The organism is Sinorhizobium mexicanum, assembly GCF_013488225.1.
GTDB lineage: Bacteria > Pseudomonadota > Alphaproteobacteria > Rhizobiales > Rhizobiaceae > Sinorhizobium > Sinorhizobium mexicanum.
Genome location: NZ_CP041239.1, coordinates 39304 through 54467, shown reverse-complemented (window position 1 = coordinate 54467; position 15164 = coordinate 39304). Strand labels below are relative to the sequence as shown.

At 62.1% G+C, this 15164-nt stretch carries 16 protein-coding genes and 1 pseudogene; 12 read left to right on the top strand and 5 right to left on the bottom strand.

The genetic code is table 11. The features are described 5' to 3' along the window. The first annotated feature begins 2 nt into the window (after positions 1–2). The 3 genes from FKV68_RS20410 (at position 3) to FKV68_RS20400 (ending at position 2819) form a co-directional block, all read left to right on the top strand. Positions 3–725 carry a flavin reductase family protein gene (locus FKV68_RS20410; RefSeq protein WP_180941810.1) on the top strand — a complete coding sequence of 241 codons (723 nt, stop codon included), beginning with the start codon at positions 3–5 and terminating at the stop codon, positions 723–725. A gap of 11 nt (positions 726–736) precedes the next feature. After that, the gene (locus tag FKV68_RS20405; protein WP_180941809.1) at positions 737–1927 is read left to right on the top strand and encodes an amidohydrolase family protein; all 1191 of its coding nucleotides are present in this window, start codon (positions 737–739) and stop codon (positions 1925–1927) included. Positions 1928–2120: 193 nt separating this feature from the next. Next, on the top strand, positions 2121–2819 hold the full coding sequence (locus tag FKV68_RS20400) for a GntR family transcriptional regulator (protein WP_180941808.1): 699 nt from the start codon (positions 2121–2123) through the stop codon (positions 2817–2819). 42 nt (positions 2820–2861) lie between these two features. Here the strand turns inward: FKV68_RS20400 and FKV68_RS20395 are convergent, their stop codons facing one another. Next, the gene (locus FKV68_RS20395) at positions 2862–3419 is read right to left on the bottom strand and encodes a hypothetical protein (RefSeq protein WP_180941807.1); all 558 of its coding nucleotides are present in this window, start codon (positions 3417–3419) and stop codon (positions 2862–2864) included. A 205-nt stretch (positions 3420–3624) separates the two neighbouring features. Beyond that, on the bottom strand, positions 3625–3981 hold the full coding sequence (locus FKV68_RS33165) for a hypothetical protein (protein ID WP_245181773.1): 357 nt from the start codon (positions 3979–3981) through the stop codon (positions 3625–3627). A gap of 81 nt (positions 3982–4062) precedes the next feature. Between FKV68_RS33165 and FKV68_RS20385 the strand changes: the two genes are divergently transcribed. The 5 genes and pseudogenes from FKV68_RS20385 to FKV68_RS20365 all read left to right on the top strand — a co-directional run bounded on the left by FKV68_RS20385 (position 4063) and on the right by FKV68_RS20365 (position 7000). Beyond that, a complete protein-coding gene (locus FKV68_RS20385) occupies positions 4063–4338 on the top strand; it encodes a metal-sensing transcriptional repressor (RefSeq protein WP_180941806.1) in 276 nt (91 codons plus the stop codon). Between the two features lie 9 nt (positions 4339–4347). Further along, positions 4348–4485: pseudogene (locus FKV68_RS20380) on the top strand (nickel/cobalt efflux protein RcnA); the annotation flags it as partial. A 36-nt stretch (positions 4486–4521) separates the two neighbouring features. After that, positions 4522–5844: an MFS transporter gene (locus FKV68_RS20375; RefSeq protein WP_180941803.1), complete on the top strand. Its 1323-nt coding sequence runs from the start codon at positions 4522–4524 to the stop codon at positions 5842–5844. Then, complete coding sequence (locus FKV68_RS20370; protein ID WP_180941802.1) at positions 5841–6275, top strand: YqaA family protein; 435 nt, start codon at positions 5841–5843, stop codon at positions 6273–6275. The genes FKV68_RS20375 and FKV68_RS20370 overlap by 4 nt, the downstream gene beginning before the upstream one ends. A 5-nt stretch (positions 6276–6280) precedes the next feature. Further along, positions 6281–7000, top strand: coding sequence for a nickel/cobalt transporter (locus FKV68_RS20365; RefSeq protein WP_180941801.1), 720 nt, complete (start codon positions 6281–6283; stop codon positions 6998–7000). A 64-nt stretch (positions 7001–7064) separates the two neighbouring features. On the opposite strand, the gene FKV68_RS20360 is transcribed toward FKV68_RS20365, so the two are convergent. Both FKV68_RS20360 and FKV68_RS20355 read right to left on the bottom strand, forming a co-directional pair. Continuing rightward, positions 7065–7472: a hypothetical protein gene (locus FKV68_RS20360; RefSeq protein WP_180941800.1), complete on the bottom strand. Its 408-nt coding sequence runs from the start codon at positions 7470–7472 to the stop codon at positions 7065–7067. Between the two features lie 170 nt (positions 7473–7642). Beyond that, complete coding sequence (locus FKV68_RS20355; RefSeq protein WP_209647335.1) at positions 7643–8239, bottom strand: TetR/AcrR family transcriptional regulator; 597 nt, start codon at positions 8237–8239, stop codon at positions 7643–7645. Positions 8240–8393: 154 nt separating this feature from the next. On the opposite strand from FKV68_RS20355, the gene FKV68_RS20350 reads away from it, so the two are divergent. From FKV68_RS20350 to FKV68_RS20335, 4 genes are all read left to right on the top strand, one after another. Continuing rightward, positions 8394–9266 (top strand): class I SAM-dependent methyltransferase, encoded by an 873-nt coding sequence (locus FKV68_RS20350; protein WP_180941799.1) that lies wholly within the window; start codon positions 8394–8396, stop codon positions 9264–9266. A 175-nt stretch (positions 9267–9441) separates the two neighbouring features. Further along, positions 9442–10263 carry a chromate resistance protein ChrB domain-containing protein gene (locus tag FKV68_RS20345; RefSeq protein WP_180941798.1) on the top strand — a complete coding sequence of 274 codons (822 nt, stop codon included), beginning with the start codon at positions 9442–9444 and terminating at the stop codon, positions 10261–10263. Then, complete coding sequence (gene chrA / locus FKV68_RS20340; RefSeq protein WP_180941797.1) at positions 10256–11671, top strand: chromate efflux transporter; 1416 nt, start codon at positions 10256–10258, stop codon at positions 11669–11671. Before FKV68_RS20345 ends, chrA begins: the two co-directional genes overlap by 8 nt. 42 nt (positions 11672–11713) lie before the next feature. Then, on the top strand, positions 11714–12919 hold the full coding sequence (locus FKV68_RS20335) for an MFS transporter (RefSeq protein WP_180941796.1): 1206 nt from the start codon (positions 11714–11716) through the stop codon (positions 12917–12919). A 567-nt stretch (positions 12920–13486) separates the two neighbouring features. Here the strand turns inward: FKV68_RS20335 and FKV68_RS20330 are convergent. Further along, positions 13487–14692 (bottom strand): succinylglutamate desuccinylase/aspartoacylase family protein, encoded by a 1206-nt coding sequence (locus tag FKV68_RS20330; RefSeq protein WP_180941795.1) that lies wholly within the window; start codon positions 14690–14692, stop codon positions 13487–13489. Positions 14693–15164 lie beyond the last annotated feature (472 nt).

The window sequence follows — 15164 nt, the reverse complement described above, 5'->3', positions numbered from 1 at the left end:
CCATGGATTTCGATTTTGCCGAACTCCCGGAAAAGGACCGCTACCGCCTCTTGTGCAGCTTCGTTGGGCCGCGGCCGATCGCGCTCGTCACCACCGTTGACGAGCACGGCCGCAACAACGCCGCTCCAATGAGCTTCTTCAACGTATTCTCCCACGATCCGCCGCTGCTGATCCTCGGCATGCAAACCCGGCCGGACGGCAGTTCGAAGGACACGGTGGCCAATATCCGCCGCTCGGGTGAATTCGTCGTCCACATGGTCGACATGGCGATCGCCAAGGAGATGATTGTCACCGGCATCAATTTCCCCAGCGATGTCGATGAGATCGCAGTTTCAGGGCTGACGAGCGTGCCATCGCTCAAGGTGGCGGCGTCCCGCATCAAGGAATCGCCCTGCGCCATGGAATGCCGCGTCTCGCAAATTCTCGACTACGGCCGCCGCACGATCGTCATCGGCGAAGTCGTGCAGATGTATGTGCGCGACGAGTGCCTAGACGAACGTGGTCGCTATGTGCTTCCTGAGGTCTACCAGCCAATCGCGCGCCTGCATGCTGACAACTACATCGTTGCCGACAGCCAGTTTGTGCTGAAGAAGCCCGCCGAACTTGCTCACCACGACATCGCTGCGGGTTATGGCGAGCCGACGCCTGTCAAGAGCCGCGCTACCGAGATCGGCACCCCGTCGGACCAGGATGGAAACCACTCCCTTCAGAAACTCGAACGCTAGGCGGCGCTCAGATGTCAGGACTCCTACTCAAAAATATTCGACCCTTTGGCGGCGCAGCTACGAACATCCTGATTCGCGACGGACGAATTGCCTCGATTGGGAGCGGCGAACCCGAGAACGTCAAAGTGGAAGACGGGAACGGCGCGATCGCTATTCCAGGGTTTGTCGAGGCGCATGCGCATCTCGACAAATCCCTGTGGGGCATGGGATGGCACGCCCACCAGGCCGGGCCTACTCTCGAGGACAAAATATCGACCGAGCGCCGGCTGCGCCGCGAACTCGACATCGATCCTCGCCGCCAATCGGCCCGGCAGGTAGCCCTTGCCGCGTCGCATGGCACCACTGCCATCCGCAGTCATGTGGACGTGGACACCGACCAGAAGCTCTGGTGTTTCGAGGGCGTGGCAGAGACGCGACAGCATTTTCGCGATGTCGTCGACATGGAAATCGTCGCCTTTCCGCAGTCCGGCATGATGATCCGTCCGGGCACCTTGGAACTCATGGACGCAGCGCTTGCCGCCGGCGCCGACGTCGTCGGCGGCCTCGACCCCTGCGGCATCGACCGGGATCCGAAGGGGCAGCTCGATGCGGTCTTCGGTCTTGCAGAGAAGCACGGCAAACCGATCGACATTCACCTGCATGAGCCCGATGCCCTCGGCGCGTTTTCGTTGGAGCTGATCATCGAGCGCACGCGCGCGCTCGGCATGCGGGGCAAGGTGACAGTCAGCCACGCCTTTTGCCTTGGCATGACCGATCGTTTGCGCGTCAATGCCTTGGTGGAGCAGTTGGCCCGCGAAGACATCGCGATCGCTACGACGGCGCCGGCTGGTTGGCCCGCTCCAGCCGCGGACGAACTGCGCCGAGCCGGCGTCCGCCTGTGCGCCGGCTCTGACGGGATTCGCGATACCTGGGGTCCCTACGGGAATCTCGACATGCTCGAGCGCGCGTTGTTCATCGGCCTGCGCAACAATTTCCGCAATGATAGCGACGTCGAATACGCCTTGCACGTCTGCACACAGGGGGGCGCCGACGTGCTGAAACTCGAAAGCTACGGACTCCACGAGGGCGCCCATGCGGATCTGGTGCTGATCGATGCCGAGACGATCCCGGAAGCAGTCGCGGCCCGTCCCAAGCGCAAGCTTGTGCTCAAGCGGGGTCAGCCAATCGCACGCGACGGGCAGGCATTGATTACAGTCGAATGAGTGAAGCGGGGAATTTTGCCAAGGAATTGCTGCTCGAAGGCGCACTGGTTTCTAGTTGCTCTAGCTTCGCAGCCAACTTCGGTCCCCTTCGCTCCGAATGCCCGGCCAACTTCGCCGGGAGTGAGGTACACCAGTAGACGCAATGAGAATTTGATAATAAATCCCAGGTTACGGACGCTATGGAAGCAACTCAATGTTCAACGAGGACAGATCAGCGGAGAAACAGACCAGTTGGTGGCCGATCTACATCGCCCTGCGCGATGCGATCGTCAGTCACAGGCTGACACCGGGCACCAAGCTTCCGGAGGACGAGCTCGCGTCGATCTACGCCGTTAGCCGAACCGTGGTACGATCAGCGCTTCAAGCGCTGACCCATGACCGGCTAGCGCGTCTGCAGCCAAATCGCGGCACATTCATTTCCAGTCCCAGCAAGGCAGAAGCGCGCGAAGTCTTTGAGGCGCGCATACTGATCGAACCGAAAGTTGCAGCAATTGCAGCCGAGACCGCGAAGAAGTCAGACATCGCCAAGCTGCGCAAGCACATGCACGTCGAACACGAGGCGGTCAGCTCAGGCGACGCGAGCCAGGCGATCGCCGCATCTGCACAATTTCACATAGAAATTGCCGAGATCGCCAACCATACGGTCCTGACGGATTTCGTCCGCGAGCTGGTTTCCAACTCGTCGCTGGTGGTGGCGCTTTACTGGAAAAGGCGCGAGACGACCTGCGAGAGCCATGCTCACGAAACCTTGGTCGAAGCGATAGCAAACGGCGACGGGTCGCGGGCAGCCGACCTGATGAAGAGGCATCTGGAGGATGTCTTGTCGGGGATGGACCTCGGCCCAACGGAGAGAAAGCAGGATCGGCTGGCCGACATTCTCCGGTTGCGCTGAGCAGGGCGAACTTAAAACGGCCGCCTCTATCCGGGCTGTTGCTTATTCGTTCGTACCGTTCTTCTCGACGATGTCTCGTCTCATAATCGAGCTCGCGACAATGAGCGGCTTTCCAGAGGTGCTTGAAGTTGGAAGCACCATTCGGACGAATTGCTGCCGCCCAGAAACCATGAGGATGTAGAGCCGGTTTACCTCCGCTGAGCTGCGCTCTTCAGAGATTTTTTCGGCATCTGTCCGGGTGAAGAAAGCCTTCTGAAACTCTCCCGGATCGATGTGGGGTAGCGCCAATGTGCATGTATGTACGGGCTTGCCGTCGAGCGATGCTTCGGTGAAGGCGATGATGGTCCCCGCCGGCAGACCACCATCGGGTTTGGTCGTCAGCCAGACCCGGACCATGTCCGGATTGGCGATCGGTGCCAGGTCATCAAAAGCGACTTCGGCCAGCAATTCCCAATCGCGACCATACGCATCCTGGCTCATCCGCAGGAAATCCGGCCCCTCGGCCAGACAAATGTGGTGGAATTCTTCCACAGCCCGGACAGTGTTGCTGGCGGAATGGGCTGACAACGGTGCCAGAGCGACGAGAACGGCGGCGACCATTGCGGTTCGACAGGGCACGGAAGAACTCATGATTCTTTGTCAGTTGCGCAATGAAGTTTAACGCCTGCATTCCATGCTTGGTTCCGGCTAGGACACATCGTGTGCCGGACCTCGTTCAAATCAGGCCCTGACAATGCTCGCCTGTTGGCCGGTGGCGAGCTGTCGCCGGCGTGTGCCGCCGGCGACATGCCCCCCTCGAATTACATCATGCGCTTGATGTCCGACTATGCACCCTCGTCTTCAAGGTGACGGTCGCCGGCTCGCTCGTGCGGTTACGCCAGAACCACCCGTGATTGCCATCGAACGCAAGTTCGGCCTTCTCATGCGTATGGTCGGCATGGTGGTGGTATGTGACGTCTCCCGCCGCATCGGCAAGCTCGAAGTCGTCATGGGAGTGGTCGCCATGATCGTAATGCCTGCCAGCATCCATTACCTTCACGCTGGCGGAATGCAGGCGCGGTGAATGGGAGCTCGGCGCTGACAACGCGTACATCAGCATGGCAATGACGGCCGCGAAGGCGGCGAGAATTGTCTGCAGTCGCAGGCCCGGACGAAGCAACATGGCCGCACTGATACTGGTGTTCGCGCATTCGAGTAAGGCTGCATGGTTGCAATATCCCCTCCAGGGGGATAGGACGGAGCCATGACAGAGAACAGGCACGAAACCCATCCGGAAATCGTCAAGCGGCTGAAACGAGCCGAAGGACATCTGAAAAGCGTCATCGCCATGATCGAGGGCGGCAGGCACTGCCTCGACATCGCCCAGCAACTCCACGCGGTGGAGAAGGCGATCACGCAGGCGAAGCGGACGCTAATCCAGGACCACCTGGACCATTGTCTCGAGGAGACGGTCGGCGCACTTCCTCGCGACCAGCGCCAGTCAATCGACGAGTTCAAGTCGATCACGAAATATCTCTGAGGTCTGCCAATGCCCGCTTTCGCCGATCTGATTGCGCAGGGGTCCGCCCATGCCTGGCTGTTCGTTCCAAGCGCCATCCTGCTCGGCGCGCTGCATGGGCTGGAGCCCGATCACTTCCTTTCGGCGCAGCCGGCGGTAGCCGTGGCAACATCCGCTGTCGATGAGTGGGCTCAGATCTAAGTCATGCTGAAAGTCCTCGCCAACCGCACTTACCGCCACCTCTTCCTCGCCCAGGTGATCGCGCTTGTCGGAACCGGCCTCGCCACCGTCGCACTCGGCCTTCTCGCCTATGATCTGGCGGGGGCCGAGGCGGGGGCGGTGCTCGGCACGGCGCTCGCCATCAAGATGATCGCCTATGTCGGCGTCGCGCCCGTCGCCGCCGCCTTCGCCGAGCGGCTTCCGCGCCGCGCGATGCTCGTCTGCCTCGATCTCGTCCGTGGCGCGGTAGCGCTGTTGCTGCCGTTCGTCAGCGAGGTCTGGCAGGTCTATGTCCTGATCTTCGTGCTGCAATCGGCGTCGGCCGCCTTCACGCCGACCTTCCAGGCGACCATTCCCGACGTCCTGCCAGACGAGAAGGAGTATACGCGGGCGCTTTCGCTGTCGCGTCTTGCCTATGATCTCGAGAGCGTCGCAAGTCCGATGCTCGCAGCCGCTCTGCTGACCGTTGTCAGCTTCCATAGTCTGTTCGCGGGCACCGTGATCGGCTTCCTCGCTTCGGCGGCCCTGGTCATCTCGGTCGTGCTGCCGAGCCCGAAGGCGGCGGAGCGGCGCGGCATCTATGACCGGACGACACGGGGTCTGCGCATCTATCTTGCCACGCCGCGGCTGCGCGGCCTGCTCGCGCTCAACCTCGCGGTGGCGGCGGCCGGATCGATGGTCATCGTCAACACCGTGGTGCTGGTCCAGGCGGAATTCGGGCTCACGCAGCGTGCGACGGCTATCGCTCTAGCGGCTTTCGGCGGTGGCTCGATGATCGCCGCGCTGCTGCTGCCACGACTTCTCGACAAAAGGCCGGACCGGGCTGCCATGCTGGCGGGTGCCGCGGTACTCGCCGCCGGTCTGTTCATCGGCGTGTTCGTCCAGAGCTTTGCACTGCTGCTGCCGCTGTGGGTCGCCATCGGCCTCGGCTATTCGCTGACGCAGACGCCATCCGGCCGGCTGCTGCGCCGGTCATCGCATCCGGAGGACCGGCCGGCGCTTTTTGCGGCACAGTTCGCGCTGTCGCATGCCTGCTGGCTGATCACCTATCCGCTCGCCGGATGGCTTGGCGCGACGGTCGGTCTGCCGGCGACGTTCGGCACACTCGGCGTGATCGCCACAACCGCGATCGTCGCTGCGACGCGGCTCTGGCCCGCGCATGATCCCGACGAGATCGAGCACGTCCACGAAGAGCTTGCCGAGGACCATCCCCACCTCGCCGGAGCGACGCCAGTCGGTAACGCACACAAGCATACCCATGTCTTCGTGATCGACAGCCACCATCCCGACTGGCCTGCGGAACGATGAGCGACCTCACCGCATACGCGGGGCTGTTTGCGGTGGCGCTCGCTGCCGCCACGATCCTACCGATGCAGTCGGAGGCTGCGTTGGCAGGGTTGCTGGTCGCCGGCTACTCGCCATGGCTGCTCATTGCCATAGCGAGCCTCGGCAATGTGCTCGGCTCAGTCGTGAACTGGCTGATCGGCCGCGGCATCGAGCGTTTCCGGAGCAGGCACTGGTTCCCGGCAAGCGACGCCGGGCTTGAACGGGCTCAACGCTGGTATCACCGTTACGGCAAGTGGTCGCTGCTCTTGAGCTGGATGCCGATCGTCGGCGACCCGATCACCGTGGCCGCAGGGGTCATGAAAGAGCCACTAACGCATTTTGTGGTGCTGGTGGCGATCTCCAAGATAACACGCTACCTGACCGTCGCGGGCATCGCACTCAACTGGGCATAAGGGCTTTGCTGCAAACGATAATAGACATTCAGCGGGACATCTATCTCGCCTTCGCCGAACACATCAAAACCTTCGCGAATGGCGGCGGCTGGACGGCCTTCCTCGCCTTTCTCCCCATGGGCATCGTCTTCGGCGCGGTGCATGCGCTGACGCCTGGCCACAGCAAGGCCGTGCTCGCCACCTACCTGACGGGATCGTCGGCAGGGATGACCCGCGGTCTCACGGTGTCGATCGCGCTGTCGGTGACGCACGTGACCATGGCAGTGCTGATCGCGCTGTTCTCGCTACCGCTGGTCTCGGTCATGCTCGGCAGCGCCGGTTCGGCCCCGCTGCTGGAGGACGTCAGCCGCGGCCTGCTCGGCGCGATCGGCGTCTGGATGCTTTGGAGCGCCCTGTTCCGCCCCCCGCATCACCATGGCGAAGGCGAGAGCGTCGCCGTCGGCTTCATGGCCGGCCTCATCCCCTGTCCTCTGACCTTATTTGTCATGACCTTCGCCATGTCGCGCGGTGTACCTGAGGCCGGTATCATGTTCGCGATCGTGATGATGACCGGGGTGACACTGACGCTCTCAAGCGTCGCGCTGGCCACGGTGTTCTTCCGGACGCGGATCGAGAGGTTGCTCGCCACCCGGCGTGAGCTGCTGGTCACGGCAGCGAAGACGCTCGAGGCGGCCGCCGGCGTGATCCTCGTCGCGGTCGCGATTCACGAGATCTTCATGCGGTGATGTCGGTGGTCGCGCCCTTGGCTGACGTGATGCCAACGAAGCCAAAATGGCGGCCCTGGGGAAGTCACTCTTGTGCGCGACGAAACTTCGCCCCCCAGCCCAGAAGCTCCTGCTTCGTACGGGTGACGCCGACCGCGCAATCGCTGAGACTGGGCTGACGCACTCGCTGAGGTGCTGTCTCAATATTGGAAGCCATTTTCGCCACAGTCGACATTGCCAAGTCGGTGGGCACCCCGGTTAAACGGACGGCATTTTCAGCCGCAACGAGTGCGTCCTGGTACCGCGAAAGACCGGTCAGGCCGCGGCAGATGTAGGTCTGCTCCATATGCCGGAAAGACGCTCGCATCAGCCCGTCCACGGCCTCCTGATAGGGATCCGCCAAAGCTGGGATAGCGGGCGTTGAGATGGCAAACACTGCCACGATCCTGATGAAATTCATGTCGCCGCCCTGCTGCTGTATGACTTGGAACATCGGATGAACCGAATTCCGAATATGCGACTTAATAATGTCAAAGCGCCATCGGTGGAAAACCTGCCCTCCATGGCCTCGCCGATCCTTAGGGCAACTCCCTTATCGGCCACTTTTCCCGACTCCCCCATGCCTTTCCGCTCACTTCAATGGTCGCTTGCGAGCATAGCGGTTTAGCCGCCGCCATCGTCGTGCGCGGCGAGAGCCGTGCCTACCCCGTCGAAGGCCAATTTCTGGAACATCCGGTCGACCTCTTGCGGAGGCAGTCTTCCATCTCCGTCAAGCCACCAGTGCATGACCTCGAAGAACGCGCCGGTAACGAAGCGCGTGGCGATCTCAAGCCTCACCCGATCCTTGCCACCATCTGCGATGCCAGCCAGTTCGCGGCGTATTTGCCCGCTGATCCAGTCGCGGATCTCTTTCGGTATTTCGCGCTTTGTCCCGCCCATCAGCCCCCGATGCATCTCCCGCGTTGCATAAGCATGCGCAAATGCCGGCCCGCTGAAGGAGAAGCTCTCGAAGTCTCGCATCGAATGACGCTCGGCACCGCGCGCCTGCAGGCTCTTCATATGCTCGTCGATCGTTGCCTTTCTCAGGCACTCCTTATCGGGATAATGCGTGTAGAAGGTCGAGCGTCCGACATCGGCTTCCCTGCAGATGTCCTCGACGGTGACCGCTCCATATTCTTTTTCGGCAGTCAGCTTGAGCAGCGCCTGTTGCAGGCGGCTCCGGGTTCGGGCGACACGGCGATCGATCGATCCGGCGGTCACTGATGCTGTCCCTTTTCGGTCACAAGCCACCAACCTGTCCAATATTGGGCGTTATGGCGCGCCGCGCCCAGTAAAACGGATACTGGACACGCCGTCCAGTATCTTATGCTCCTGCAGACGGTTCGAAGCGAACCAGGCCGACAGGAGAGACGCCATGCACCCCAGCTTTTTTGAGAAAATTCACGGAAGGCTTCCGCTGCGGGCGGCAGTCGTTATCAAACTCGTCCTGGTGGTCGCGGCGCTTGCCCTGCTAGGGCAGGCAAATGCGATCTTCTCCCTGGGAATTCCTGTTCTCCTCCTTCATGTCGGCGCACTCGCGATCATTGCCGTCTTGGTTATCTGGCCCCGCGCTCACCGTTCACTGACCGCCACCACCGAAAAATCGGTCCCCGGAGCGGCGAAGACGCCGCATATCGGCATCCTGCTGCACTCCGCCGCCCTCTACGACATTCTGGCCTGGTTTCTGACCTACGGCCGCGAGCGCGCTTTCCGCGAGAAGATGCTGAGTTTCGCGAGGCTGAAGCCGGGAGAAGCGGTCCTCGATATCGGCTGCGGCACCGGCACCGTGGCGTTGCTCGCCAAGCAGCAGGTCGGACCGGCGGGACGTGTAGACGGGGTCGATGCATCAGCCGAGATGGTCGCACGCGCGACGGCAAAAGCCCATCGAGCGGGGCTCCGGATCAGTTTCACAACCGCCACCGCCCAGCAACTGCCGTACCAGAACGGGGAATTCGACGTCGTCCTCAGCACCCTTATGTTGCATCACCTGCCGAAGACGGGCCGCGCGGAATTCGGCAGAGAAGCTTTGCGGGTTTTGAAGCCGGGCGGGCGCGTGCTGATCGTCGACTTTGCAAAGTCAGCGAGGCAGAACCACATTTTCCGTTTCCACCGGCACGGCCACGTCGATCTGGGTAAGGTCGCGACCGATCTCAGCCAAAACGGCTTCAGGATTGTCGAGCAAGGTGACGTCGGAGCCAAGGGGCTCCGATACCTGATTGCGCAGTCCGCAGGACCCCTGAAGGCGTAATAGCGGCCAAACTACCCTCTGTCCTCTTTGTCCATTCATGCGCTGACCGAGCGATCGATCCGCCTTGACAGCTCCGGTCAAAGCGAGCAAAAAATCGCGCATGGGGTTGCGATCACCCCACGAGGCGACAGCCGAAGTATCGCGTCCATTCAACCGCTCACCCGGAGGACGCGCCATGTCGTCACTTCTTGAAATTTCACCTGACAAACTCGCCCGCTTGATCGGCACCCCGAAGTGCCCTGCGCTGATCGACGTCCGCATCGACGAGGACTTCGAGGTCGACCCGCGCCTGGTACCGGGATCGGTACGGCGCGATTATCGCAACGTGCAGGACTGGGCTGCGGAGATCGATAGCGACTCCGCCGTCGTCGTCTGCCATCGCGGCAAGAAACTCAGCGCCGGTGTCGCCGCCTGGCTCCGGAACTATGGCATTGCCGCCGAGGTGCTCGAGGGCGGTTTCGAAGCCTGGGCAGAGGGCGGCCATCCGGCCGTGCCTATATCCGCGATGCCGGAGCGGGATGCCAGCGGACGCACTGTCTGGGTAACGCGGGCGCGGCCGAAGATCGACCGCATCGCCTGCCCTTGGCTGATCCGCCGTTTTGTCGATCCGCGGGCGGTCTTCCTGTACGTGTCGCCGCCCGAGGTCGAAATGGTCGGCGAACGTTTTGCTGCAACCCCCTTCGACATCGACTCTCCCGTTCGCTGGAGCCATAGGGGCGAGCTTTGCACCTTCGATGTCATGGTCGAGGAATTCGGCCTTGCGACGGAACCGATGCTGCGGCTCGCGACCATCGTGCGCGGCGCGGACACTGCCCGCCTCGACCTCGCTCCGGAGGCGCCGGGCCTGCTCGCGGCATCGCTCGGCCTGTCGCGCATGTACGCCGATGATCTCGAGCAGCTCGAGGCGGGGATGCTGCTCTATGACGCCTTCTACCGTTGGTGCCGTGATGCGACCGACGAAACGCATAACTGGCCGTCGCCGAAAAAGGATGCCTGAGATGACCGAGCTTGCCGACAAGGCCGCGCCCGATGCGGCGCGGCAGCCGTACAGCCACGGCATCCCGTTCAGCGAAGGCGTCTGGGTCTGGCTGAGAGTGGCGGCGTTGAGCTTCGGCGGCCCTGCCGGGCAGATCGCGGTGATGCACCGCATCCTCGTCGACGAGAAGCGCTGGATCGGAGAGCATCGCTTCCTGCACGCGTTGAACTACTGCATGCTGCTGCCCGGACCCGAAGCGCAGCAGCTCGCCGTCTATATCGGCTGGCTCTTGCACCGCACTGCCGGCGGCCTCGTTGCCGGTACGCTCTTCGTGCTGCCCGGTTTCCTCGCCATTCTGGGTCTGAGCTACATCTATGCCGCCTTCGGCAACGTTACCGTTGTCGAGGGCTTGTTCTTCGGCCTCAAGGCAGCGGTGCTTGCGGTCGTCGTCCATGCCGTCTTTCGGATTGGCAGCAGGGCGCTCAAAAACCGACTGATGATCGGCATCGCCGCGGCCGCCTTCGTCGCCATCTTTTTCTTCCGCGTGCCGTTTCCGCTGATCATCCTGGCCGCCGGCATCATTGGCTATGTCGGCGGCCGGTCCGGTTCACCGCTCTTCCAGATCGGCGGCGGTCACAAGGCGGGCACGGGACCCATCCTCAAGGACGAGGACTCGGTTCTTGGCGAAGAAACGCCGATTCATGCTCGCCCGAACCTCGCCTGGTCGCTGCGGGTGTCGGCTGTGTTCTTTGCGCTCTGGTTCGTGCCGTTGGCGCTGCTGACAGCCTTCCTCGGCGTCGACAACGTCTTCACCCAGATCGGCGTGTTCTTCAGCAAGATGGCGGTCGTTACCTTCGGCGGAGCCTACGCGGTCCTTGCCTATGTCGCCCAGGAGGCGGTTCAGCATTACGGCTGGCTGAAACCCGGTGAGATGCTCGACGGTCTCGGAATGGCCGAGACGACGCCTGGCCCGCTGATCATGGTGGTTCAGTTCGTCGGCTTCATGGGAGCCTACCGCGATCCTGGATCGCTGAACCCGATGACGGCGGCGACGCTTGCGGCGATCCTGACGACCTGGGTGACCTTCGTCCCCTGCTTCCTCTGGATCTTCCTCGGAGCGCCGTTCATCGAACGGCTGCGCAACAACGTGGCGCTCACCGGCGCGATGTCGGCGATCACCGCCGCCGTCGTCGGGGTGATCCTCAATCTGGCTGTCTGGTTCGGCCTGCACACGCTGTTTTCCGAGGTCGTCACCCGGAACCTCGGCCGGTTCTCGCTCGACGTGCCGGTGCTGAGCTCGCTCGTTCTGCCGTCGCTCGTGCTGACCGTGGCAGCAGGGATTGCAATCTTCCGGTTCCGTGTATCAGTGATTGCGACGCTGCTGGCCTGTGCCGTCGCCGGTATGACGTGGACGCTGATGATGTCGTAAACGCTAAAGCTGAGCGCAGGAGGCCGCTGGGCGATAGATGCCGTGAGATCCGTGCAAAGCACCCATCCGGCAACATATCTTTTCGGAGCGCGCACTTTACGCGACTTCGGCGACGGGTTCGTGGCTATCCTCTTGCCGGTCTATCTGCTCGCCCTCGGATTCGCGCCGCTGCAGGTCGGCCTCATTGCGACGGCATCGCTCTTTGGCTCTGCGCTCTTGACGATTGCCGTCGGGTTCCTCGGCGCGCGCCACGATCTTCGCTGGTTGCTGCTCGCCGCCGCGAGCCTGATGACCGCCACGGGCGTCGCCATGTCCCTGGTGCACGATTATCTGCTGCTGCTGGTGGTCGCATTTGCCGGCACAATCAATCCGTCGGCAGGCAGCGTGAGTGTCTTCGTGCCGCTGGAGCACGCGGCGCTCACACGCGAAGTGACCGATGCGGAGCGGACGAGGATGTTTGCCCGCTACAGCCTCGTCGGAGCGCTCGCCAGTGCCGCCGGCGCGCTCGCGTCCGCCCTGCCGGATTTCACAATTGTCACGGGGCTGGGACGATTGACGGCAATCAAGCTGATGTTCGTGCTCTACGCGCTCCTGGGCATTGCCGGCGGCCTTCTGTATGCCCGCATACCGAAGCGCATCGCCAGCCACGAAACTGCCAAAACCGCTGCGCTCGGTCCTTCGCGCCCCGTCGTTCTGAAGCTCGCAGCCCTGTTCAGCCTCGACGCCTTCGCCGGCGGCTTCGTCGTCCAGTCGCTGCTGGCGCTGTGGCTGTTCGAACGTTTCGATCTGTCGCTCGCGCAAGCCGGGGTGTTCTTCTTCTGGGCAGGCGTGCTGTCGGCGTTCTCGTTTCCTGTCGCCGCATGGCTATCGCGGCGTATCGGTCTCATCAACACCATGGTGTTCACCCACATTCCGTCGAGCATCGCACTTCTGCTGGCTGCGTTCGCGCCCACCTTGCCTCTGGCGCTTGCCCTGCTGCTGGTCCGAGCGGCGCTGTCGCAGATGGACGTGCCGACGCGTTCGTCCTATGTGATGGCCGTTGTGACGGAGGCGGAGCGGGCCGCCGCCGCGAGCTTCACATCCGTGCCGCGCAGTCTGGCCGCAGCGGCGAGCCCTGCCCTTGCGGGTGCTCTCTTTGCCGCCTCCTATCGGTCTTTGCCGCTCGTCATCTGTGCCGCGCTGAAGATCACCTACGACCTTCTATTGTTGCTGCAGTTCCGGCAACTCAAGCCGCCGGAGGAACGGTAGACCATTCGATGGTCAAAGTACCGTGGCACTCGCTTGCCCGAACGAGCGCGTCCGGCCATGAGTGAGAGTTCGACTGGATCAGATGGGCTTCCGTTTTGGGTAAAGTTCACTCGAGGGCGATGAACGCCCGCAGTGCAGGCAATGCTGCCATTCGATACTCTGCCAGCGAATTGCTGGATTCCACCCACCTGTGCCGCTGACGGCGACACCTGGAAGGACCGGATGGGGCTCGCCAGCAGACCTTCGCCGCAAGTAAGCTCGGCGACTGTCTTGCGCCTCATGTCGGCCGTAGAGATCAGGTTTGCCACTTCCTGAAAGCAGACTCGCCGACGACGACGCTATAGGTCGAGGTTGCGCCAGGAGCGGAAGTTATCCTGGAAGCGCCAGTCTCCGCTCTCGAGCCGTTGCGGTCATTCGTGGTCAACGTCGCGACGGCATTTTCGGTCATTCCGGGAAATGTGCGCAAACGTCTCGAATGGGTTTCCAAACCGCCATTGAGCAGCCACGGCAAATACAGCCCGCGCAACGCCGTTCGCAAATGTGAAGGTTTGCTTGCGGGCGGGTGGACTACTCGGGATAGGTCTCAACGCCCTCCGGGGTCGCCTTGTGGAAAAGGATGAATACCAAGGGGTTGCCGGGTTCCGCCATTGCATCGCTTCGCTGGCCGATTAGCTCTCCGGACACCCCGCTCGTATATTCTGCAACCACTTCGCCGAAGCTGTTGCGCTGGACGGCTATCTTCTGTCCGGGCTCGACCTTGTCGTTCAGCTTGACCAGATGCTCGACGATCCCTCCCTCCGTGGCCAGGATCGGGAAGGAACTGTCGCCGATAAAGACAGTCACGTCCTTGGCTGTACGGCCCATCGGCCCGGCAACGATCCCATGATGTTTGAGGACGTTCATCGTCCCTTCCACGAACAGTGGGATCATTTCGAGGTCCAGCACGCGCGCGGCGCCGACCTCCGGCGTAAAGGCCGGGATGCCCACGTCCATGAACGCGTTCTGCAGGACGCCCGGATAGATATGGTTGTCGTAGATCTGGCTGATCGGATAGAGCTCCACCATCGCCTTGACCTCGGGTACGTCCATGCCGCCGACATTGAAGTCGGTGACTTCGAATCCGGTTGTGCCGGTGTGGAAGTCGAGCGCGAAGTCGGCGTTCGGCCGCAGCAGCCTGTTGAACAGGAGCCAGGCGTGTCGGCCGGGTGCAGTGACGTCGTTCTCGTTCCCGGGCCACACCCGGTTCAAATCGATCAGGTCGATGCCTCTGCCCTGGTTGGGCCATCTGCGCTGCATGCTTTGCAGGGCTGGAGGGGACACGTCCGTGACCGCCGTCACCGTGCCCGACATCTCAGCGGGGTCGAGCTGGTTCATCACGGTCTGGACCGTATGTATGCTGCTAATCTCGTCGCCGTGTACACCGCTGGTAAGAACGCCACGCTTGCCCGGCTTCGCCCCCTTGGCGACCGTCACGGAGACATACCAGTGCTGTCCGCTGGGCATCTGCACGCCCTGGAAATACAGAAGGTGCTTCCTTCCAGGCTCCAGGTCGTTCACGTCGAGCATGCTGACGACTTTCTTCCCGTCGATCACATCGCCCGTATAAGTCGTCCCCAGTGGTGCCACCGATGCCGTATTGCCGGAGGATGCAGACGTGTCCTGGGCTTGCGCAGGGCCAGCGTTGCGGGCGAGGACAGCGGACGCGCCCACGGTGGCGATTGATGCAATCACAAAGTCGCGGCGATCGAGGCCCTTCTCAGATTTTTCCGACATGATGGGGAAGCTCCTTTGTGCTGAAAAGCTACGCTACAGCGCCGCGCGTCTTATTGGACGCGCAAGGGTCGCTGTAGCCATTTGAATTTCTGCATGTTTTTATCCTTCAATCGATTACGATTGAAGGATACATGCAGCAGGATAGCGGCATGCACATCGGTCGCGAAAATCCCCCTGCGACCTAAGACACCACCATGTTCCTGACCTCTCAGAGTTGCAGGCCTTCAATGGAGCTATGTCTGCGAGGGGAGCGTTTTGCGCCTTTGCAGCGCCGTCCGGCAAGTTCCGCATTTGGCGCAACTTGCTCGTTCAGTTGAGCAAGGCGAAGGGACGCCTTTCACCCAAGGCGAAGCTTAGCATCCTAAGGGGGCGAGGTCCGCTTCGGGTCAGCCAAGACACTGCGCCTTGCATGCTGAACGTCCGCTATCGCTCGCCGCAAACCGAAAGCGGTTCGGCCGCTCTCGTGAAGAGT